This window comes from Shewanella sp., from assembly GCF_047975355.1.
Classification (GTDB): domain Bacteria; phylum Pseudomonadota; class Gammaproteobacteria; order Enterobacterales; family Shewanellaceae; genus Shewanella.
Window position 1 is genome coordinate 1 of the sequence record NZ_JBKEDJ010000049.1, and the last position, 22,364, is coordinate 22,364.

The window sequence follows — 22,364 nt, forward strand, 5'->3', positions numbered from 1 at the left end:
CATAAGCCATAAGCCATAAGCCATAAGCCATAAGCCATAAGCCATAAGCCATAAGCCATAAGCCATAAGCCATAAGCCATAAGCCATAAGCCATAAGCCATAAGCCATAAGCCAATTCTATTTAGATCGTATCGTTTATTTGTTTTGGGTTGTGTTGTGAGAGGTGAGCTGACACTTTCTGCGGTATTTACGTCTTATCAAATCACAGTAACGATATGAGGGCAAACGGCGTGCGCTCTGAGCAGAGCACAATACTCAAAGGACTCGGTTTGCGGATATTGTAGAGGATAAGTGTCGGCAGCAAACTATTTGTGCCTGTATCTATACCAGACAATGAAGTACAAATAGAAAGGCGACTTATGGTCGCCTTTTAATCCAAACTCAAAGACGTTTCAAATCAAAGTGGTACGCTTAAGAAACGCTCTATGCTACTCAATCCCGAGGAAGCCACCAGTTTGATGGGCCCAAAGCTGGGCATAGATACCGCCTGCGGCAATCAACTCTTGATGAGTTCCTTGTTCGACGATACGACCTTGATCCAGCACTATTAATCGGTCCATGGCGGCGATAGTGGACAATCTATGAGCAATCGCGATCACTGTCTTTCCTTGCATCAATTCGTACAAGCTTTCTTGAATTGCAGCTTCCACTTCAGAATCCAGCGCTGATGTCGCTTCATCGAGCAGTAAAATGGGGGCATTTTTTAATAGCACCCTAGCAATCGCGATACGTTGTCTTTGACCGCCGGAGAGTTTTACCCCGCGCTCGCCCACCTGTGCATCTAAACCATAATTGCCATTAGGATCGGTAAGTTCATTAATAAAATCATGGGCTTGAGCCTGTTTTATCGCATGAACGAGTCGGGTTTCACTCGCATCTGGATTACCGTAAAGAATATTTTCCCGAATGGTACGATGCAGCAGAGAAGTATCTTGGGTCACCATGCCAATTTGCGAACGCAGTGAATCCTGTTTGACCGATTTAATATCTTGACCATCGATACAAATTTGGCCTTTTTCAACATCGTAAAAGCGCATCAACAGGTTTACTAGGGTGGATTTACCCGCACCAGAACGGCCGACAAGACCGACTTTTTCACCCGCTTTAATATTGAGGTTCAGCTCTTCGATAACACCGGTTTCTTCGCCATAATGGAAACTCACCTGATTAAAATCGATACGACCGTGCTCAACTACTAAGGTGTTGGCATTGGGCGAATCTTGGATAAGTGTCGTTTTCGAAAGGGTATTCATCCCATCGGTCACTGTGCCGATATTTTCAAATAACGAGCTGATTTCCCACATGATCCATTGCGACATACCATTGAGACGTAGCGCTAAACTCACGGCAATTGCAATTGCTCCAACAGAGATGGCATTGTCACTCCAGAGCAGGATAGACACCGCGGCAATGCTGAAGGCGAGCATATAGTTAATCACTTGCACACTGACACTGATCCCCGTGACAAGTCGCATCTGGCGGTACACAGTGTCGAGGAAACTGCGCATACTCGCCTTGGCATACTCAGCTTCTTTATCCGTATGGGCGAAGAGTTTCACTGTGGTGATATTGGTGTAACTGTCGACAATGCGTCCCGTCATCGTCGAGCGCGCATCGGCTTGTTCGGTCGAAACCGTTTTCAGCCTAGGCACAAAATACCACTGTAAACCGATATAGAGCGCCAGCCAGATCAGCATGGGGATCACTAGACGCACATCGGCACTGGCCACCATCACCAGCATGGAGGTGAAATACACTAAAATGTACACCAGCACATCGAGGAGCTTCATTACGGTTTCACGAACCGCAAGGGAAGTTTGCATCACTTTAGTGGCAATGCGGCCGGCAAAATCATTTTGATAGAAGGACACGCTTTGCTTGAGCAGATAGCGATGCGCAAGCCAGCGAATCGACATGGGATAATTACCCAGCAAGGTTTGATGCATGATCAGCGCATGAAATAGCACTAATAATGGCATCACCACTAGGACCATCAGCCCCATTAATAACAGCGTCGAGCCTTCATCTTGAAAGAGCGTCTCAGGGCTTTTTTTCACTAACCAATCGACTAATTGCCCCATAAAGCCAAAGAGCGAGACTTCGAGCATGGCGATTAATGCCGTCAGCACTGACATTAAGATAAGCGGTAATTCATAGCCCTTAGTGTAATGCCGGCAAAACGCATACACCCCCGTGGGCGGCTTGGTAGGTTCACCATCGGGCAGGGCTTCAACCCAAGATTCAAATCGTTTAAACATGAATTGACTCTATTTTATTGAGAAAAGTGGATGGGGAAAACGTCGAGGTGTCTAGCATATAGGATCTTGCACTTTAAAAGCACGCGATGATCCAGTTCCGTTTTCCGCGAGTGTGCTAGCATAGGGTGACGTACAGTAACCGACAAGTACAAAATTGTGAATAAGATTGTCGGATAGCCAAATGAAGCAGACAAGCGTGAGCCAAAATTCAGCCCCAAAACCGCCATACGAGCTGGCATCAAGCGACGCGCAGGATTGCCAAATATCCGCCGGGATTTGCCGTGAAGCGCGCATGAGCCGCGATCCACGTTTTGACGGTAAGTTCTTTGTGGGCGTGTTAAGTACGGGGATTTATTGCCGAACAGTATGCCCAGCAGTAGCGCCGAAGGAAGAAAATGTTCGTTATTTTGACTCGGCCATTAAAGCTGCTCAGGCGGGACTCAGGCCTTGTCTGCGTTGCCGCCCCGACAGTGCTCCTGGCTCTAATCCGTGGAAAGGCACTAACACAACCTTAGACAGAGCCATAGGTTTGATTGAAGCTGGCGCCTTATCTGGCGAGCACGGATTAACGGTCGAGGCCTTGGCGGACAAACTGGGGATCAGCAGCCGTTATTTAAATAAGTTATTTACCGCAGGATTTGGCACTTCACCTAAACAATTTGCCCTCTATCGTCAGTTATTGTTCGCAAAACAGTTGTTGCATCAGACGCAGTTGCCCATCACTCAGGTCGCCCTTGCCGCAGGCTTTAACAGCATCCGTCGTTTTAACGAGGCATTTCAGCAGGCGCTGCAATTAACGCCCACACAGCTAAGAAAATCCAGCCAGAAATCGACTATTAAAATAGACCAAGGGGAGAGTGCCAAACTCGCTTGTTCGCAGGAGATACCAGCGCACAGTTTGAGTCTGTATCAATACTATCGACCGCCGCTCGATTGGCAGGCGCAATTAGCCTTTTATCGCCTACGCGCCGTCGCAGGCATGGAATGGTTTAGCGAGAATGCAGACCATAACTCCCATGACGCGATTGACCAAGATATACCACTTGAGTATAGCCGCACGTTGCAAATTGAGGATATTCGCGCTGTGGTGCACATAGTTCATGAGGCGCATTTGCATCGTTTTAAACTCACGCTGATATTAACACCAGATTCGCTCATATCGGGCCTACAAAAACTCATCACCCAAGTGCGGCGAATATTAGATCTTGATGCCGATATGCAGCAGATTGAACACAACTTACTGCGTTTGGCCGATCTTAAATTAATCCCCAAATCCGGGCTTAGGATCCCTGGCGCAGGCTCTGTGTTTGAGGCGGGCTGCCGAGCCGTTTTAGGTCAGCAGGTGAGCGTAGTACAGGCCACTAAGTTACTCAATCTATTGGTCGAAGCCTACGGCGAATGCTTTAGTTTAAACGGGCGGGAATATCGTTTGTTCCCCACGCCGCAGGCGATTCGTGAGGCTAGTTTAGATGAGCTTAAAATGCCCGGCGCGCGCAAGCTGGCGCTGAATGCGCTTGCGGCCTTTATCTGCGAGTACCCCGAGGCCACAGTCGATGAGTGGATTGGCGTTAAAGGCATTGGCCCTTGGACCATTGCCTACGCTAAGTTACGTGGACTTGGCGATCCGAATATCTTCCTGCACACAGATTTAATTGTGAAAAAACAATTATTGGCGACTATTGGTGAGCAGAAAAACTTGGATATTGAAGCGGTAAAACAACTGGATTATTCAGCACTTGCCGAGCGGGTAAGTTCGGATATCGCCCCTTGGGGGAGTTATTTGACCTTCCAGTTGTGGTCCAATGCATAAGAGACCAACAGTATTCCTGGCCATGTTGATATTGATTCAATACCGAGGTTCCATATGAAAGCCACTATTTGAAACACAGTTCGAAACACTTTACTAAAGCAGTTTACGAGAACCACTATGAGTCAGAACTTATCCCAACTGATTAGCGCCCCAACGGCAAAAGATTATCAGCCCTGCGTTGTCGATACCTTAAGCACTCCTGTGGGCGTGCTACAACTCAATGCCAATGCCTACGGATTGAGCCATTTAACTGTGGTTGGGTCGAGCCGTACGGATATTCCCCTGATGATAGCAAACGATGATGCACTCGCACGGGCGAAAAGCCATATCGAGCAGGCAAAGGCGCAGCTTCAGGATTACTTCAGCGGTGAGCTAACCCAGTTCCACTTGAGCTTGGCGCCCAAGGGTACCGAGTTTCAGCAGCAGGTTTGGCAAGCACTGGTGCAAGTCGGTTATGGCCAGAGTTGCAGTTATGCCGATATCGCCGAGCGCATCGACAGACCCAAAGCCGTCAGGGCGGTGGGTGCCGCCAATGGCGCCAATCCCATCGCGATTATTGTGCCCTGTCACCGTATCATTGGTAAAAATGGCCAATTAACCGGTTATGCCTATGGGCTTGCGATGAAACAACAGCTGTTAATGCTGGAATCGACAAGCAAGGGAGCGCATTTTACGTTAGAATAGCGGTCATATTTGTTATTGATGAGCCATGTAATTTTTTATGACCCAAGCTTCTCCCTCCGTTGCCAGCTTTGCCGAACTTGGCATTATTGCGCCTCTGTGTAATCGACTCTCTGAGCTGAGCTATGTGGCACCCACACCCATACAAGTGGCGACTATTCCGGCCGTGCTCACTGGACGTGACGTCTTGGCGGGGGCAAATACGGGCTCAGGCAAAACTGCCGCCTTTGCAGTACCGCTTTTGCAGCGCCTGTTTGAGGCGAAAACCGCGGATAAGTCGGCAGGACAAGTGCGTTGTTTGGTACTGGTGCCAACCCGCGAATTAGCGCAGCAAGTTGCCGATAGTTTTTTATCCTATGCCTCTCATTTTAATGGCCAACTTAAGATTGTTGCGGCGTTCGGCGGCGTGTCTGTCAATTTACAAATGCAAAGTTTACGTGCGGGGGCCGATGTGCTGGTGGCAACACCTGGCCGTTTATTGGATTTATTAGCCAGCAATGCGCTTAAGTTAAACCGCGTCTCGGCCTTAGTGCTGGATGAAGCTGACCGCATGTTAAGCCTTGGGTTTACCGATGAATTAAATCAAGTGCTTGAGGCGCTGCCCGCCAAGAAACAAACCTTATTGTATTCGGCGACATTCCCTGAAGAAGTGCGTGCACTCACGGCAAAATTACTCCATCAACCGCTTGAATATCATCTGCAAAGTGAGCAAGAAAGTACCATTGAGCAGCGCGTTATCACAGTCAACCGTGAACAAAAAACGGCGTTGTTAGCACACTTGATTAAACAGCATCAATGGTCGCAGGCGCTTATTTTTGTCAGCGCTAAAAACACTTGTAATCACCTCGCACAGAAGCTGTCTAAACGTGGGATCAGTGCCGAAGTCTTCCATGGCGATAAGGCCCAAGGCGCACGAACTCGGGTACTCGATGGCTTTAAAAGTGGCGAAATCAGTGTGTTGATTGCGACCGATATCGCAGCCCGCGGTATTGATATTGATAAACTCCCAGTGGTGATTAACTTCGATTTGCCAAGAAGTCCGGCCGATTATATGCACCGTATTGGCCGTAGCGGCCGCGCGGGAGAGGCGGGTTTGGCGGTGACCTTGATTTCCCATGAGGAATATCATCACTTCGGCGTAATTGAAAAGAAAAACAAAATCAAACTTGTACGTGAACAAATCCCCGGATTTGAAGCGAATGCCGAGATGCTACTCGAAGTGTTAGCACAGGAGAAACCTCAGGCTAAGCCCGAAGGCACAGGCAAGAAAATGCGTAAACAGTTACCCGCGGCGAATGTTGAATTTTGGGGTAAAAAGTCATAATTCCTTGGACGTGAGTTATGCTTAGTGCATCTTTACGTCCCCTCGCATCTGGTTTGTGGGAGCAGTATGCAGCATCTATTTTGGTTAGTTGAAGGCAAGATAGCGGGCCGAAGTGGCCCCAATAAGGACCCTTGGGATTTAGCCGAGCTTAAGGCCGCGGGGATCCGTGCCGTGTTATCCGTTAATGGCGGTGAGGGCTGTGAGCCGGGGAGTTTTAAGCACCACGGACTGCGATATGAATGCATTCCTTTTTCACGCAATGTGCCGCCGCAGGAAGGGGATATCGCGATATGTGTAGCCCAGTTACCGCATGCGCTGGCCTTTATTCAGCAGTGTGAAGCCGATAATTTGCCAGTGTTAATCCATTGCCGTTCGGGTAAAGACCGTACCGGGCTTATCATGGCCTATTACTTGATGGTCAATGGCGCAGCGCCTTTACATGCCGTTAGTCAAGTGCGTAGCATTCGTGATATCGCGTTTACTGCCGAAGGTTGGGACCAGTTTGCCTTCGATGTGCTCTATGCGTTGCAAGACTAACTATTTGAATTAATATCATTAAGGAATACCACTTGGTGACGATATTAGGGATATCTTCGCAAGATAAGTGTGGCGTTTTCGCCAAGGAAATAAGATTCAACGGGTTGATTTCTTCTATCCAACAAATGGTATTTCGTCTCTCTATTTTCTTTTTGGGGCTCTTGCTCCTATTGATTAACGGTTGTAGCTCAATGCCAGAATTACCCGCAAAATCAATTGAAACCGCCCATCCCTTAGCCACGAATTCAATCTTGTATCAGGCCGTAAAGGGGGCGCTTGAACAACATCCTGAGCAAACGGGAGTATTTCCTCTCGGCGATGGTGTCGATGCCTTTGTGGCGCGATTGCTGTTGATTGAGTCCGCCGTTAGTAGTATCGATCTGCAATATTATATTTATCGCAATGATGAAACTGGCCGTTTACTAACCTGGTTTTTATTGGATGCAGCACAACGCGGGGTGCGAGTGCGTTTATTGCTGGATGATATGACCAGTGCCGATATGGATGAGCAGTTAATCGCTCTAGCGCGCCACCCTAACATCAGTATCCGACTGTTTAATCCAAGCACAGAGCGAAATTACCGCGGCCTTGCTATGTTGTTTGGTTTTAGTCGCTTAAACCATAGGATGCACAATAAGTCATTCACCGTTGACAATGTGATGACCATTGTCGGTGGACGTAACATTGGCGATGAGTATTTTGCGGCGAATCGCGATCTCGAATTTGGTGACTTTGATCTGTTAGCCATGGGCGATGCCGTGCCCAAGGTGTCCGATGAATTTGACCGATATTGGAACGCCGACTCAACCCATCCGATTGAAGTGTTAAGTGACCATAATCCCACGCAGGCGGAGCTTGAAGCGTTTGCCCAGCGGGTTGCGGAGCAGCGCGAGCAGTCCAAGTCGAGCGAATATGTAAAACGCTTAGCCGAGAGCCTGTTATTGGCTAATTTGCAGAGCGACAATATGACTTGGTTTTGGGGTAAAGCCTTAGTGCTGGTTGATCCGCCCGACAAATTAGCTCAAAGCGATAAAACCACTTGGTTACTCAGCCAGCTATTACCTTATCTGACGCAGGTGGAGTCTGAGCTGTTTATCATCTCGCCTTATTTTGTGCCGACACAATCGGGAGCCGATCTGCTTACCATTTTGGCTCAATCGGGCAAGCGGGTGCGTGTACTCACCAATAGTCTGGCGGCGACCGATGTGCTGGCGGTACATGCGGGCTATAAACAATATCGCAAAGCCTTGTTAGCTGCGGGCGTTGAAATATACGAAGTCAAAGCGCAGGCGGGGGAACGCTCCCAGAGCTGGCGGGGGAGTTCCAAAAGCAGTCTACACGCCAAATCATTTGTGTTTGATAATAAAGAGATATTTGTCGGTTCGTTTAATTTTGATCCCCGCTCAGCTGCGGTCAATACCGAACTTGGACTGCTGATCACTCAGCCGCAATTTAGTAGTCATGTCACTCATAATATTGAAGAAAAACTGTCAACCAATACCTATAGACTCGCCTTGGAAGAAGGGGATCTCGTTTGGTGGGATGATGCCATTAAACAGCGTTATGACAGTGAACCTGACGCCGGATTTTGGCGCGTATTTGTCGCCGATTTCCTTGGGTTACTGCCAATAGAGTCACAGTTATAAGCTAAGGTGACTAAATAGCGGTTTTAGCTGTCGCAACTCATTTTACGAACCGCTATGATAAAAACAGAATAGATGACGAGAATTTAGGTTTATGAAAAGCAAGGCAAGTCAATCCCAAGGGCTATTACTGTTTCGGTTATCGCAAACACAGGTTTTTGCTCTGGGCACGCTTAAAATCCGTGAGTTAGTGCCTTACACTCCGCTGAGTAAAATACCTCAATCTCATCCGACGATCATGGGGGCGGCGACGATTCGCGGCCATACCATTCCCGTAGTCGACATGGCGGCGGCGATAGGATATAGACCCATCAGCGATGAAGAGCGCCAACATTGCTATATCATTATTACCGATTGCCAGCGGATGATTATCGGCTTTTTGGTGCGTGCTATTGATAAGATCATCGAGTGCAATTGGCGCGATATCGAAGCGCCATCGGCCAATTTAGGCCGAAATGCCTTTTTAACCGGAGTGACGCGTTACGATAATCAATTGGTGCAGTTACTCGACGTTGAGTTGTTATTGTCTAAAGTTTTCCCCGATGCGCCCGAAGCCAATCGTGCGATTTTAACTGACGTACAGCGCGAGAAACTAAAACCCATGCATATTTTGCTGGTGGATGATTCTAAGGTCGCGCGCAAACAGCTCTCCGATGCGCTCGATAGCATTAACATTCCTTATTTTGTTACCCCAGATGGTAAAGATGCGCTCTCGATTATGGAGCAAGCTGCGGCCGAGCATCATCCCATTGATATTTTGGTCAGTGACATTGAAATGCCTGGACTCGATGGTTATGAGTTGGCGTTTGAAGTCCGGGATAATCCACTCCTCGCCAATGCCTATATTATTCTGCATACCTCGCTGTCGAGTGAGATCAGCGTCAGCCAAGCCCATCAAGTGGGTGCAAATGAGGCGCTCACTAAGTTTGATGCCCATGAACTGGTGGAGGCAATGTTACGGGGGGCCGATTTAGCGGCTAAGCGAGCAAACTAGTTCCTTGTTGGATTTTTGTAAGGGTTTTGCAGGGGCAGGGTAATTTAATTGGCTTATTTCCCTACAAAGCTAGACAAGTTACACCACATCCTATAAAAACCTTATTGGCCTCAATGTTGAAGGTGTGGGGTGGGGAAACTCAGCCGAAATATAATAACGATAGGTTAAGTAATGAAACAAGAATCATCCTTTTTAGCCAAGTTGGCTAATGGCAGTTTGGTGCTGCAAATTCTCGTGGGGATCATCGCTGGTGTGAGTCTAGCCAGTTTTTCACATGAAGCCGCAAAGCAAGTCGCGTTTTTAGGGAGTCTCTTCGTCGGTGCGTTAAAAGCCATTGCACCTATTCTGGTGTTTATCCTTGTGGCGTCTTCCATCGCCAATCAAAAGAAAAATACTCAAACCAATATGCGCCCGATTGTGGTGCTGTACTTATTTGGTACCTTCGCCGCTGCGTTAACCGCCGTGGTGTTAAGCATGCTGTTCCCGACCAATCTGGTGTTGGTTGCGGGCGTTGAGGGTACCAGTCCGCCGCAGGGTATAGGTGAAGTACTCAATACCTTACTCTTCAAACTGGTTGATAACCCTGTCAATGCCTTAATGACGGGCAACTACATCGGCATTTTGGCTTGGGGTGTGGGTTTAGGTTTAGCCCTGCACCATGCGAGCGATTCGACCAAACAAGTGTTTGCTGATGTGAGCCATGGTATTTCGCAAATGGTGCGTTTTATCATTCGTTTAGCGCCTATCGGTATTTTTGGTCTAGTTGCCGCTACGTTTGCCGAAACTGGTTTTGCGGCGATCGCGGGTTATGCCAAGCTATTGGCCGTGTTACTCGGAGCGATGGCGATTATCGCCTTGATTGTTAATCCGCTGATTGCTTACGTGAAAATCAAACGTAATCCTTATCCTCTAGTGATCCGTTGCCTGCGCGAAAGTGGCGTAACGGCATTTTTCACTCGCTCAAGCGCGGCAAATATTCCTGTGAATATGGCGCTGTGTGAAAAATTAAAGCTGCACGAAGATACTTATTCTGTCTCTATTCCGTTAGGCGCAACCATTAACATGGGCGGCGCGGCGATTACCATTACCGTGTTAACTTTAGCAGCGGCGCATACCTTAGGCATTCAGGTGGATTTATTAACGGCGTTACTGCTCAGTGTCGTGGCGGCGGTTTCTGCCTGTGGCGCATCGGGTGTTGCGGGTGGTTCGTTACTGCTGATCCCGCTGGCCTGTAGCCTGTTTGGTATTTCTAATGATGTGGCCATGCAAGTGGTTGCCGTCGGCTTTATCATCGGTGTTATTCAAGATGCGGCCGAAACCGCACTGAATAGCTCTACGGACGTAATTTTTACTGCCGCAGCTTGTGAAGCCGCTGAAAACAAAGCTAAACTTGGATAAAGTGTGCTGTTGTTAGTGTAGAAAAAGTATCATAAGAGCAGTCACTCCGGTGGCTGCTTTTTTATGGGAGTAGTTATGATCCTTTTTGATTTTAAGGACTTAGGTGCGGCTAAGTCTTGGTATGGTGTAAATGATACAGTGATGGGCGGCCTGTCACGCAGTAAGCTCACCATCTCTCCGTTAGGTTATGGGATGTTTAGCGGCCATGTATCGCTCGCCAATGGTGGCGGGTTTGCCTCGGTGCGTTGTGAGTTTGAGCCTAAAAATGTTAGTGAATTCAACGGCATTTACCTTGAACTCGACCGTGATAGAAGCAAACATTACAAAGTTAACCTCAAAGATGCCTACACGCCTCAGAGTACGGTTTATCAAGCGCCTATGCCCGACGCTAAGCATCAATCCTTTGGTGTCAACGGTGGGAGCATTATTCACTGGCAACGTATCGAAATCCCCTTTACGGCGTTTCATCCCCAATGTCGTGGTAAGCCGATTGAACGGGCTGCGATTGATCTGAGTCGTCTCAGTAGCATAGGACTAGTGATTGGTGCGCAGCAAAGTGGTGATTTTTCATTAAAGATTAAATCGATAGGTTGTTACTAAACTAAAAAAGGGACAAGCAAAGCTTGTCCCTCTGTCTAAACGCTCGGTTAGCCTCGATTTAGGCGCCCACAATCCCTAATGGGGTCGCATGTTCCCACGCGCCGCGGGTAAAGTCGGGGAAGTTGACCGAGTTGTTGCGGTTATTCAGCGAGTGCTCACTTAAAATATTCACCACAGACCAAGCGGCGCCATCGTACACGTCTTGATCGAGCGCCTCGCCGTTACGGAGGCAATAAACCATACGCCAGAGCATCACAAAATCCATCCCGCCGTGACCGCCGTTGATTTCGGCTTCTTTACCGATTCGTTGCCAGAGTGGATGATCGTATTTGTCATACCACTTTTGCATGTTCATATCCCACTCGTGGTAACTCTTACCAAAACCGCCGTGCTCAACGGCAATGCGATTGGGGAAACCGGCAAATACGCCATTAGTGCCTTGAATAAGATTATGGCGACTGTAAGGCCTTGGTGTGGTGGTATCGTGCTGAACCATAATGGTTCGACCCTTTACGGTTTTAATCAAGCTTGTACTCATATCGCCATTGATGTACTTGAGCTGATTACGCTCATGATCGGCGGGGAATTCGCGTTTGGCATACAGCGCGCGTCCCAAAGCGGGTGAACTCATCGAGGTGAGATAATCGAAGCGGTCACCGCGGTTGATATTCATATACTGGGAAATCGGCCCTAAGCCGTGGGTGGGATATAAGTTACCGTTGCGTTTAGTGTGCCAATAGGTGCGCCACGAACCGGTTTTATGGTCAATTTCCTTCATTTGCCAGCGCAGCTCATGGATATAAGCGGCCTCACCGTGGAGCAGCTCGCCAAACACACCTTGGCGCACCATGTTGAGCACCATCAATTCTTCGCGGCCGTAATTGACGTTCTCCATCATCATGCAGTTTTTCTGAGTGCGTTCTGCGGTGTCGACAATTTGCCAGCATTCTTCCACTGTTAGTGCCAGTGGCACTTCTACAAAGGCGTGTTTACCACTCTCCATGGTATCGATGGCCATGGGGGCATGCCATTCCCACGGAGTCGAAATAATTACAATATCGATATCATCGCGGTTTAATAGCTCGCGATAGCTGAGGTCATTCCCTGTGTAGACGGCAGGTTTGGGCCGGTTTTGGTTAACGATATGCTCAACGGCTCTATCGATAACGGCTTGGTGGGTATCACAAATGGCTTTAAGTTCTACGCCTTCTAAGTGACAGAATTGTTCGACATGGCTAAAACCCCGCTCTCCCACACCGATAAAACCGACTCTAACCAGCTCCATTTTCGGGGCGATAAGTCCGATAACGGATTTTCCTACGCGGGGTTTAGGGGCAACGCTGTTGGCGTTGGCATTGAGGGCAATATTGGCCGTAACCAGACCTGCGGTAACGGCGCCCGCGGCTTTTAGAAAATGGCGGCGATGAATATTGTGCATAGGCTTCCTGCATTATTTTTAATTGTTTGTAGGGCGATAAATATCCCGTTTGTTATATCAGAATCCTTGAGTGAGAGGGGAATAAAAGATGTAACAAGCTCATACAGCAAGGTGAATTAATAAGGTGTGATATAAGGTATTTATCTTTACTTTAGCGATTGGTAAATAGTGATAAAGATCGCGTTTTTATTTTCTAATTAAGCTACACTGCCGATTAATTAATCAAGCTAAATTATCTTTTAGTTTTTAAATGTTTAGCAAATTAAATTTAACCAAAAAATTACATTTTGTGATGGGTTTGACGTAATTTGCGACTCGGGGGAGTAAAGCGGTAAATGGGTTCTATGCTTAATGTACTACCACAACTGACGTTCACTTTAGGTGAGTGGGTATTGCATAAGGATATCAGGATGTCTGGGATTGAAAAACGCCGTCGCCTTCATTGGCGGGAGACAGATATGCAAAATCGAGAAATTATTGGTCGCTGGTTAGATGAGCGTCCACTGCTTGGTGACAAAATTACCCTCTATAAAGAAGCGGGCAAATATTATTTAGAAACCTGGTTTAGCGATGGCTGCCATAGTTTGGATGAAGTGAGTCTGTCCGATACGCCGCAGGGCCAAAAAGTGGAAGATGTTGGCGGCAACTTCTTCGGTGAATATTTTATGGTGACGCCCGCCATGCAACTGCAGTTTTGCAATGAGCAGGGCAGTTATTTCCAAGTCGATAAGTTAATGGCGGATATTGATTTCAATCAGCGCGTGGCTTAATGAGTGGCAGCGAAATACGCTAATCAATAAAGTGGCAAACACCAACCCATTTTGCTAAATACAAGGTCGCCTGAGGCGACCTTGTGTCTTTTTAGGGCTTGGGGAATTGATAAGGTAGTGCGTTAAGCCGAGAAGGGATGCTTACTGTAAAAATGCATGGCTTTACCCGAGTAAGGATGGGTAAAACGTAAACTTTGGGCGTGAAGGCAGAGTCTCGGTCTGGCCTTTATCACCTCATCATCGCCATAAAATTCATCTCCAAGAATGGGATGCCCTAGGGCGAGCATATGCACCCTCAGTTGGTGGGTTCGGCCCGTTTGTGGTGTTAATTCGACTAAGGTGCTGTTTTCGCGTCTTTCTAGCACTCGGTAATGGGTCAGAGCACTCTTCGCGCCAGCCGTCCCTGCCGCTTGCGTCTTTTGATAGGGCGGGTGCTCAGGATCGGGCGCGATAGCTAAATCGATTATCCCTGCATCCTTTGCTATCACTCCCATGACTTCGGCGATATACACTTTCTCATTTTGCCTATCTTGGAACTGGGTTTTTAACTGGGATTCGGCCTTCTTGTTGCGGGCGAACACCATAATGCCAGAGGTGGCGCAATCGAGTCGATGCACGAGAATGGTTTCGGGATACAAGCGTTGTAGTCGGGTGAGGGCACAATCGAAGGTATGAGCGGCCCTGCCGGGGTTAGACAACAATCCAGAAGGTTTATTAATAATGATCAAGTCTCTATCTTGATAGCGAAGATCTAACCAAGGGACTGAAGGGGGCTGGTAATCAAATATCTGCATCGTATCCTCATCATTTGCGCGGTCATACTAGCAAAATATCAGTCACTAAGCAGTATATTCTCGAACTGGCGTTTGCTGTGGTTGTTAGAACTGAACTAGAACTGTGCCAACCACAATCTGAACTTCATGCCCCAAGTTGAGGTAACGCCTGAGGTGACATAACGGATCTCCCCTTTGGTATCGATAATATAAATGGCAGGAAACGCCATAGCACCCCACTGAGTACTTTGCTCACCATTGTCATCGTTCAGCACCGGAAAGTGATATTCATGTTCGTCCATAAAACGCTGGATCTCGCTATCACTGCCAGAGGCAACGGCGACAGAAATGACTCTGTGGTCCTGACTGATGCTCTCAACCATAGGGGAGGTCACGCGGCACACCGGGCACCAGTTTCCCCAGAAATAGACTAAAGTTGGCTCAGTCTGGGCGGTATTAAGTGCAAGGTGGCTGCCATCAATGGCGATACCGTTTAATGCTGGTGCTTGGCCGGTGATCATATCCCGTTGCAAATAGAGGCTGACGCCATAGAGTAACAGCGCCATGATGGCGAGATCCCTAAGCTGTTTTACCCAAAATTGCGGGCTTTGCAGCTTTTGGCGCCAACCTTGGGATTGTGATGGCTTAACACTTGAGTTTGCTGGCGTCACTGTGACGGGAACCTCACTAAATAGGCGTTATCGCAAAGGCGTTAGGGTAAACGCTTAGGCTTAAACAAGGCTTGATACCAGAATGGAGGTGTTCGACTTCGAGCTTAGTCGGCTGAGCCATTAGGTAGATAGTCACTCGGGGTTTTGCGACTCCAAATACGGGTGTAGGCCATCAACTGAGGGTAAAAGGTGCGAAAGGCGGTTTCTGTCTCTATCTGCATTTTCGCTAGCAGTTTATCCGCGCCGTTAAATAAGGCACAGTGCGGATGACCTTTTGCGCGTTGCGCCAATGCCTGTTGAATGCCTTTAGGTGTGGCGTAAGCGTTTAACCAATCTTGACTGCGCATATCGGCGATGAGGTTCAGACAGGGCTGAGGGTGATACTCATCGCTTTGCGTCGCAAATTCTGCCAGTTCGCGATAGGCCTTTTGGCTAAACTCGGGCAGCGGCAGGTGATGATATTCTTCCCAGTAGTAGGCTAAATAATGATCGAAACTTACGAACATCAAATCTGCTGCTATGCTTGTTAACTGGGCTGGGAACTGTGCCATTAGCTCTTGGGTCAGTTCATGGGTGGCGCAGAGCTGATTGATTTCTTGGTTTAACCACAGTCCTTGGCGAAGTGCTTGCGGCGCAGAATCGATTGGCGCAGTGATAAAATTGCCTGCCAGATTGGCGCCTAGGTGGGTTTTACTGATCTCGGCCAGATGTAAGTGTGTAAGAATGTTCATTTTTTGTGCTTGGTTAATCGCGTTAGTTCACGGTATCATGGGCGGGCGCGCTGAGGAAAGCGCAAATAGGCAAAAATCGTGTGCTTTTCTAAGGGAGTGCTTACGTTAGCGTTTCAACAGGAGGGTAAATGCTAACAATGGGCTGAAAATGCACCAATCAATTAACCTGTTAAGGATCATGGATGATGTGGAACTGGTTCACCAAAATGCTCGGTAAAGACGAGTGCCCCAAGCGTAAAAAAGTGCTTGTCGATATACCCTATGAGCAACATAGCTTTCGAATGGATCATTTTTCGCGGACTCGCACTAAATATGATGTCGATGATGCGTTAGCTTCAAATGTGCTAAATGAACCAGATACGGATATGGATATCGCGAACAAGTAATCTTGATCTTATTGGTCTCTAACCATAGACTAGCCGCCGTTCTAAGCTATCTAGAGGCCTTTGCATGCGCGTAACAGACTTTTCCTTCGATCTTCCCGATGAACTTATCGCTCGTTATCCCATGGCACAACGTACAGCGTCACGTCTGTTAACCTTAGATGGCAATACTGGCACACTCGCCGATAAACAATTTACCTATCTGCTGGAAATGATCAATCCCGGCGATTTAATGGTATTCAACAATACCCGCGTGATCCCTGCACGTTTATTTGGCCAAAAGGCCAGTGGTGGCAAACTCGAGATTTTAGTTGAGCGTATGCTCGACGATAAGCGAATTCTCGCCCATGTGCGTAGCTCTAAATCCCCGAAAGTGGACAGCATTATCCACCTCGATGGCGGTTATGAGATGAAGATGGCTGCGCGCCACGACGCGTTATTTGAACTCGAACTCCTCTCCAAACTCACAATTTTAGAAGTGCTCGAAGCGGTAGGGCATATGCCACTACCACCTTATATCGACCGTCCCGATGAGGATGCCGATAAAGAGCGCTATCAAACCGTGTATAACCAAAACCCGGGCGCGGTTGCCGCGCCAACGGCGGGTCTGCACTTTGACGATGCCATGTTAGGTGCCTTAAAGGCCAAGGGCGTGAATATCGCGTTTGTGACCTTGCACGTCGGTGCAGGCACTTTCCAGCCAGTGCGTGTCGATAATGTGCTCGAGCATAAAATGCATTCCGAGTGGGCTAATGTGCCGCAGGACGTGGTGGATTTGATTGCCCAAACCAAGGCGGCAGGCAAACGAGTGGTCGCTGTGGGGACGACGTCCGTGCGCTCACTGGAGAGTGCCGCCCGTGCGAGCCAAGGCGAGTTAAAAGCCTTTAGTGGTGATACCGATATCTTTATCTACCCTGGGTATCAGTTCCAAGTGGTCGATGCCATGGTCACTAACTTTCATCTGCCGGAATCAACGCTCATCATGTTAGTCAGTGCCTTTGCTGGTTTTGACCATGTTATGGCGGCATATCAACACGCAATCACGCAAAAATATCGCTTCTTCAGCTATGGCGATGCCATGTTTGTGACGAAAAAAGCTCACTAGACCAAGATTTTGTTTTAAAATAGCCGCCCACATTGAGTTTGGGCGGTAATTTTTTTCAGCCAAAGGTTGAACCTTTTGGATCTGCCCCTATCTCTATTGTTAATCAAAATGGCGCGTGCCATTACAAATGTAGTCAGACTGTTTATCTGGCGAGGTGAATTATGAAATTTGAACTCGACACTACCGACGGCCGTGCGCGCCGTGGTCGCTTGATTTTTGAACGCGGCACGGTGGAAACCCCAGCCTTTATGCCTGTTGGTACTTACGGTACGGTAAAAGGGATGACGCCTGAAGAGGTTCGTGCCACTGGCGCGGACATTCTGCTCGGTAATACCTTCCACCTGTGGTTACGTCCAGGCGAAGAAATCATGCGTAAGCATGGTGATTTGCACGACTTTATGAACTGGCAGCGTCCTATTCTGACCGACTCGGGCGGTTTCCAAGTGTTCAGTTTGGGTGACATTCGTAAAATTACCGAAGAAGGTGTGCATTTCCGTTCGCCAATCAATGGCGAGAAAATCTTCTTAGATCCTGAAAAATCAATGCAAATTCAACATGCATTGGGCAGTGATGTGGTGATGATTTTTGACGAATGTACTCCGTATCCGGCAACAGAAGATGAAGCGCGCAAGTCAATGCAAATGTCACTGCGTTGGGCTAAGCGTTCACGCGACGAGTTCGACCGTCTGGAAAACCCCAATTCATTATTCGGGATCATCCAAGGCAGTGTTTATGAAGATTTACGCGATGAGAGCTTAAAAGGCTTAGTCGAAATTGGTTTCGACGGTTATGCCGTCGGTGGTTTGGCCGTAGGTGAGCCTAAGGAAGACATGCACCGCATTCTTGAGCATGTCTGTCCACAAATTCCTGCGGACAAGCCTCGCTATCTGATGGGGGTCGGTAAGCCAGAGGATTTAGTTGAAGGTGTGCGTCGTGGTATCGACATGTTTGACTGTGTGATGCCAACCCGTAACGCCCGCAACGGTCATCTGTTTACCAGTGAAGGGGTTATCAAGATCCGCAATGCGCGTCATCGTGATGACACTTCACCGCTCGATCCTAAGTGTGATTGTTATACCTGTAAAAACTATTCACGGGCATACCTTTACCATTTAGATCGTTGTAATGAGATTCTGGGTGCGCGTTTAAACACCATTCACAACTTGAGATACTATCAAATGTTAATGGAAGGTTTGCGCGGGGCGATTGAGACGGGTACATTAGACGCCTTTGTAAAGGACTTCTATACCAGTCAAGGTCGTGAAGTACCAGAGTTAGTCGATTGATTTTTTGCTAATAAGAAGAGAAAACTATGTTCATTTCAAATGCATATGCAAATGCTGCAGGCGCTCCACAAGGTGGTGGCACCATGGAATTGATTTTCATGCTGGTGATTTTCGGTCTGATTTTCTATTTCATGATTTTCCGTCCGCAATCTAAGCGTGTTAAAGAGCACAAGAACCTTATGTCATCTTTAACCAAGGGCGACGAAGTCCTGACCAGCGGCGGTATCTTAGGTAAGATTGCAAAGATCAGCGATGAAAATGACTACGTGTTACTGAGCTTGAACGACACTACTCAAATTACAATTAAAAAAGATTACATTGCAGCTGTATTGCCTAAGGGCTCTATCCAGTCGTTGTAAGCCAAGAGGGCTCAGGCGTGTTAAATAAATACCCAATGTGGAAAAACATTATGGTGGTGCTTGTCATCGCCATAGGTTGTTTCTATGCCGTACCTAACCTGTTCGGTGAAGATCATGCGGTGCAAGTAGTGGCGACTCGAGGTGCTGAAGTCACGGCATCTACCCAAGCCAGAGTGAACGAGCTGTTAGCCAGTAAGGGCATTGCGGTAAAACGTTCTGAGCTTGAAAAAGGCCAATTGTTGGTTCGCGTACAAAACGCGGATCAACAGTTGCTGGCCAAGGAAACTATCGCCGAAGATTTAGGTGACAAGTTTACCGTGGCACTTAACCTTGCCCCTGCAACGCCGCAGTGGCTCGAGTCTATGGGCGGCAGCCCAATGAAACTCGGTCTGGACCTTCGTGGCGGTGTGCACTTCTTGATGGAAGTGGACATGGGCGAAGCTATCCGCAAGATGGAAGAGGCCAAAGTGGCCGATTTCCGTTCACAATTACGTGAAGAAAAAATCCGTTACGCGGGCATTCGCAACAATGCGCAAGGTATCGAGATTAAATTCCGTGATGCTGAAAGTTTAGCCAGTGCAGAACGTTTCTTAAAATCACGCAGCAACGATATGGTGTTCACCGATGTGACCAAGGGTGAAGACTTTGCTCTGCAGGCCGTGATGAGCGAAACCTACCTCAAGCAGATCAAAGAAGAAGCGCTGCAGCAAAACATTACCACTATCCGTAACCGTGTGAACGAGTTAGGGGTAGCTGAGCCTGTGGTTCAACGCCAAGGTGCTGAACGTATTATCGTTGAGCTGCCAGGTGTACAAGATACCGCACGTGCTAAGGAAATCTTGGGTGCGACTGCATCGATTGAATTCCACATGGTGGACGACAAAGCAGACCCTAACGCGGCGCAATCTGGCCGTGTATCAGCGGGTTCTGAAGTTTACCAACGCCGTGAAGGTGGCCAAGTAGTGCTGAAGAAGGAAGTGATGCTAACGGGTGATCATATCACCGGCGCACAACCCAGCTTTGACCAATACAGCCGTCCACAGGTGAGCATCAACCTCGATGCCAAAGGCGGAACCATTTTCTCTAACGTGACTAAGGACAATATCGGTAAACCGATGGCGACCTTATTCATCGAATATAAAGACAGCGGTGAGCGTAATGCCGATGGCAGCGTCAAGATGCAGAAAATCCAAGAAGTGATTTCTGTGGCGACCATTCAAGCGCGTTTAGGCCGTAACTTTGTTATCACTGGCTTAAGCCATGGTGAAGCACAAAACCTCGCACTGTTGCTGCGTGCTGGTGCCCTGATTGCGCCAGTATCTATTGTGGAAGAACGTACTATTGGTCCAAGCTTAGGTGCGGAAAACATCGAAAGCGGTATGCAAGCCATGATCTGGGGTATGGCTGTTGTACTTATTTTCATGCTGGTTTACTACCGCAGTTTCGGCTTGATCGCTAACTTAGCCTTAACGGCAAACTTAGTGATGGTGGTTGGGGTGATGTCTATGATCCCTGGCGCCGTGTTAACCCTGCCTGGTATTGCCGGTATGGTGTTAACCGTGGGTATGGCGGTTGACGGTAACGTACTGATTTACGAGCGTATCCGTGAAGAGTTACGTGCAGGTCGTAGCGTACAGCAGGCCATTCATGAAGGCTACGGTAACGCCTTCTCTACCATTGCCGACGCTAACATCACCACCTTCTTGACCGCATTGATCCTGTTCGCCGTCGGTACGGGCGCGATCAAAGGCTTCGCGGTGACCCTGATGATCGGTATTGCGACATCGATGTTTACCGCTATCGTGGGTACTCGCTCAATCGTGAACGCGATTTGGGGCGGTAAGCGCGTGAAGACGCTGTCTATCTAAGGGGAAGTGATAATGTTAGAAATTTTATCTTTAAAACGTACGGTTAACTTCCTCCGTCATGCGCTGCCTATCAGTATCATGTCTGCCATTTTGGTGTTTGGTTCGCTGGTATCTCTGGCGACCAAAGGTATCAACTGGGGCTTAGACTTTACCGGCGGTACTGTGGTTGAGATGGAGTTTACTCAGCCCGTAGATCTAAACGTGCTGCGTTCTAAATTGTCTGCGCCTGAATTAGATGGTGCGGTAGTGCAAAACTTCGGTTCTAGCCGTGACATATTAGTGCGTCTGTCGGTTAAAGAAGGCGTGAGCAGCGATGCACAGGTGAAATCTGTGATGACTGCGGCTCAGGAAGTGGATGCGGGCGTTCAGCAGAAAAGAGTTGAATTCGTCGGTCCTCAAGTGGGTAAAGAACTGGCCGAGCAGGGCGCTTTAGCGGTATTAGTCGCACTTATCTGTATCATGATCTACGTATCATTCCGTTTTGAATGGCGTTTAGCCTTCGGTTCGGTGGCGGCACTGGCCCACGACGTGATTGTGACCTTAGGTGTGTTCTCGTTATTCCAATTGGAATTCGACCTGACCGTATTAGCGGGTCTGTTAACGGTTGTGGGTTACTCACTCAACGATACCATCGTTGTGTTTGACCGTATCCGTGAAAACTTCCTCAAGATGCGTAAGAGCGAGCCTGAAGAAGTGGTAAACTTGTCGATTACCCAAACCATGAGCCGTACCATTATCACTACCGGTACGACGCTAGTGACTGTTGTGGCGCTGTTCCTGAAGGGCGGTACTATGATCCACGGTTTTGCGACAGCACTCTTATTGGGTATTTTCGTCGGTACTTATTCTTCTATCTACGTAGCAAGTTACCTTGCGATCAAACTGGGCATTTGTCGTGAGCATATGATGCCAGTTGAAGTTGAGAAAGAAGGCGCCGACCAGCCTTCTATGATGCCTTAATCGGGCATTGATACTCGAAGTCGTGTATTACGACTATTGAAAAAGGAGCCACCGCTGAGGTGGCTTTTTTTTTACTGAGAATTTGGCCTTTCCGATAATCTGCTAGCAAACTCACAACTTTATAGTGACTAATGCTGTAAAACCTAAATGTTAATTTCATTAACAACTGCTGTAAAAAACAGCGCTCGACAGGCTCGGTTATTTCACAGTAGGATGTCGGCTGCCCATATCTAGAGAGTATTGTTGTAGGATGTCGCATGGAAGAACGTAAGACGTTAGTTGCTGGTGGAAATTTATTGCAGGCCCATACATGGAAGGGATTGTTAGAAGCCTGTGGTATTCATGTGGAGTTGCGTGGCGAGGCCTTATTAGGCGGTGTGGGTGAGTTGCCTGCGGGGCTACACAACATTGAGCTTTGGGTGCGCGAATCGCAACTGGCGAAAGCACAGGCACAGCTGAGCGCCTTAGAAGTCGTGAGTCCCGAGTGGCAATGCGTGCAATGCCACGAGATGAACGAGGGCAACTTTGAATTATGTTGGCATTGCAGCGCCGAGCGCAGCGAAAGCCATAACTAATCTCTACTGAACTCATTCCAACTCATCTACAGTATCTCAAACCGCTTGCACCGCTTCGCGCGTTGAAATTACTCGGCTGGCTATTGGTGCTGATACCGCCTTGTTATCAGCGCTAAGTGCTAGATTAAGGCTAAGTTCTTGTTAAAGACGTTTATTCCTTCCTAACCCGAGCTCAGGCGCATTAACCTATCGTGCTTCCC

The 22,364-nt window shown here is 48.1% G+C and carries 21 protein-coding genes; 16 read left to right on the forward strand and 5 right to left on the reverse strand.

The window, feature by feature from the left end; genetic code table 11:
- Positions 1-428 precede the first annotated feature (428 nt).
- A complete protein-coding gene (locus ACK5NH_RS13935) occupies positions 429-2,258 on the reverse strand; it encodes an ABC transporter ATP-binding protein (RefSeq protein ID WP_416920990.1) in 1,830 nt (609 codons plus the stop codon).
- Between the two features lie 292 nt (positions 2,259-2,550).
- On the opposite strand from ACK5NH_RS13935, the gene ACK5NH_RS13940 reads away from it, so the two are divergent.
- The 8 genes from ACK5NH_RS13940 to ACK5NH_RS13975 all read left to right on the forward strand — a co-directional run bounded on the left by ACK5NH_RS13940 (position 2,551) and on the right by ACK5NH_RS13975 (position 11,245).
- The gene (locus tag ACK5NH_RS13940; protein WP_416921038.1) at positions 2,551-4,068 is read left to right on the forward strand and encodes a DNA-3-methyladenine glycosylase 2 family protein; all 1,518 of its coding nucleotides are present in this window, start codon (positions 2,551-2,553) and stop codon (positions 4,066-4,068) included.
- A gap of 117 nt (positions 4,069-4,185) precedes the next feature.
- Positions 4,186-4,752, forward strand: coding sequence for a methylated-DNA--[protein]-cysteine S-methyltransferase (locus ACK5NH_RS13945; RefSeq protein ID WP_416920992.1), 567 nt, complete (start codon positions 4,186-4,188; stop codon positions 4,750-4,752).
- Between the two features lie 37 nt (positions 4,753-4,789).
- Positions 4,790-6,073 (forward strand): DEAD/DEAH box helicase, encoded by a 1,284-nt coding sequence (locus ACK5NH_RS13950; RefSeq protein ID WP_416920994.1) that lies wholly within the window; start codon positions 4,790-4,792, stop codon positions 6,071-6,073.
- A 66-nt stretch (positions 6,074-6,139) separates the two neighbouring features.
- On the forward strand, positions 6,140-6,610 hold the full coding sequence (locus ACK5NH_RS13955; protein WP_416920996.1) for a dual specificity protein phosphatase family protein: 471 nt from the start codon (positions 6,140-6,142) through the stop codon (positions 6,608-6,610).
- Between the two features lie 35 nt (positions 6,611-6,645).
- Positions 6,646-8,256, forward strand: coding sequence for a phospholipase D family protein (locus ACK5NH_RS13960; RefSeq protein ID WP_416921040.1), 1,611 nt, complete (start codon positions 6,646-6,648; stop codon positions 8,254-8,256).
- Positions 8,257-8,347: 91 nt separating this feature from the next.
- A complete protein-coding gene (locus ACK5NH_RS13965) occupies positions 8,348-9,247 on the forward strand; it encodes a chemotaxis protein CheV (protein ID WP_416920998.1) in 900 nt (299 codons plus the stop codon).
- 171 nt (positions 9,248-9,418) lie between these two features.
- Positions 9,419-10,645 carry a serine/threonine transporter SstT gene (gene sstT / locus ACK5NH_RS13970; protein WP_416921000.1) on the forward strand — a complete coding sequence of 409 codons (1,227 nt, stop codon included), beginning with the start codon at positions 9,419-9,421 and terminating at the stop codon, positions 10,643-10,645.
- Positions 10,646-10,720: 75 nt separating this feature from the next.
- Positions 10,721-11,245, forward strand: a complete 525-nt coding sequence (locus tag ACK5NH_RS13975) for a CIA30 family protein (RefSeq protein WP_416921002.1) — start codon at positions 10,721-10,723, stop codon at positions 11,243-11,245.
- A gap of 58 nt (positions 11,246-11,303) precedes the next feature.
- Here ACK5NH_RS13975 and ACK5NH_RS13980 read toward each other — a convergent pair whose 3' ends face one another.
- Positions 11,304-12,683: a Gfo/Idh/MocA family oxidoreductase gene (locus ACK5NH_RS13980; protein ID WP_416921004.1), complete on the reverse strand. Its 1,380-nt coding sequence runs from the start codon at positions 12,681-12,683 to the stop codon at positions 11,304-11,306.
- A 335-nt stretch (positions 12,684-13,018) separates the two neighbouring features.
- Here ACK5NH_RS13980 and ACK5NH_RS13985 point away from each other — a divergent pair, with 335 nt between their 5' ends.
- Positions 13,019-13,453, forward strand: a complete 435-nt coding sequence (locus ACK5NH_RS13985; RefSeq protein ID WP_023267657.1) for a hypothetical protein — start codon at positions 13,019-13,021, stop codon at positions 13,451-13,453.
- Between the two features lie 122 nt (positions 13,454-13,575).
- Here the strand turns inward: ACK5NH_RS13985 and ACK5NH_RS13990 are convergent, their stop codons facing one another.
- The 3 genes from ACK5NH_RS13990 to ACK5NH_RS14000 form a co-directional block, all read right to left on the reverse strand.
- Positions 13,576-14,247: an RluA family pseudouridine synthase gene (locus ACK5NH_RS13990; protein ID WP_416921006.1), complete on the reverse strand. Its 672-nt coding sequence runs from the start codon at positions 14,245-14,247 to the stop codon at positions 13,576-13,578.
- Between the two features lie 95 nt (positions 14,248-14,342).
- Positions 14,343-14,897 carry a protein disulfide oxidoreductase gene (locus tag ACK5NH_RS13995; protein ID WP_416921008.1) on the reverse strand — a complete coding sequence of 185 codons (555 nt, stop codon included), beginning with the start codon at positions 14,895-14,897 and terminating at the stop codon, positions 14,343-14,345.
- 104 nt (positions 14,898-15,001) lie between these two features.
- Entirely contained in the window at positions 15,002-15,628 is a 627-nt protein-coding gene (locus ACK5NH_RS14000; protein ID WP_416921010.1) for an ACP phosphodiesterase, read from the reverse strand.
- Between the two features lie 182 nt (positions 15,629-15,810).
- Here ACK5NH_RS14000 and ACK5NH_RS14005 point away from each other — a divergent pair, with 182 nt between their 5' ends.
- The 7 genes from ACK5NH_RS14005 (at position 15,811) to ACK5NH_RS14035 (ending at position 22,164) form a co-directional block, all read left to right on the forward strand.
- Complete coding sequence (locus ACK5NH_RS14005; RefSeq protein WP_416921012.1) at positions 15,811-16,014, forward strand: hypothetical protein; 204 nt, start codon at positions 15,811-15,813, stop codon at positions 16,012-16,014.
- A gap of 64 nt (positions 16,015-16,078) precedes the next feature.
- On the forward strand, positions 16,079-17,116 hold the full coding sequence (gene queA / locus ACK5NH_RS14010) for a tRNA preQ1(34) S-adenosylmethionine ribosyltransferase-isomerase QueA (protein ID WP_416921014.1): 1,038 nt from the start codon (positions 16,079-16,081) through the stop codon (positions 17,114-17,116).
- A gap of 161 nt (positions 17,117-17,277) precedes the next feature.
- The gene (tgt, locus tag ACK5NH_RS14015; RefSeq protein ID WP_011622165.1) at positions 17,278-18,402 is read left to right on the forward strand and encodes a tRNA guanosine(34) transglycosylase Tgt; all 1,125 of its coding nucleotides are present in this window, start codon (positions 17,278-17,280) and stop codon (positions 18,400-18,402) included.
- A 26-nt stretch (positions 18,403-18,428) separates the two neighbouring features.
- Positions 18,429-18,761: a preprotein translocase subunit YajC gene (yajC, locus tag ACK5NH_RS14020; RefSeq protein WP_011622166.1), complete on the forward strand. Its 333-nt coding sequence runs from the start codon at positions 18,429-18,431 to the stop codon at positions 18,759-18,761.
- 17 nt (positions 18,762-18,778) lie between these two features.
- Positions 18,779-20,629, forward strand: coding sequence for a protein translocase subunit SecD (gene secD, locus ACK5NH_RS14025; RefSeq protein ID WP_416921017.1), 1,851 nt, complete (start codon positions 18,779-18,781; stop codon positions 20,627-20,629).
- A 12-nt stretch (positions 20,630-20,641) separates the two neighbouring features.
- Positions 20,642-21,589: a protein translocase subunit SecF gene (secF, locus tag ACK5NH_RS14030; protein WP_416921019.1), complete on the forward strand. Its 948-nt coding sequence runs from the start codon at positions 20,642-20,644 to the stop codon at positions 21,587-21,589.
- A gap of 257 nt (positions 21,590-21,846) precedes the next feature.
- A complete protein-coding gene (locus tag ACK5NH_RS14035) occupies positions 21,847-22,164 on the forward strand; it encodes a DUF2007 domain-containing protein (RefSeq protein ID WP_416921021.1) in 318 nt (105 codons plus the stop codon).
- The last annotated feature ends 200 nt before the right edge of the window (positions 22,165-22,364 follow it).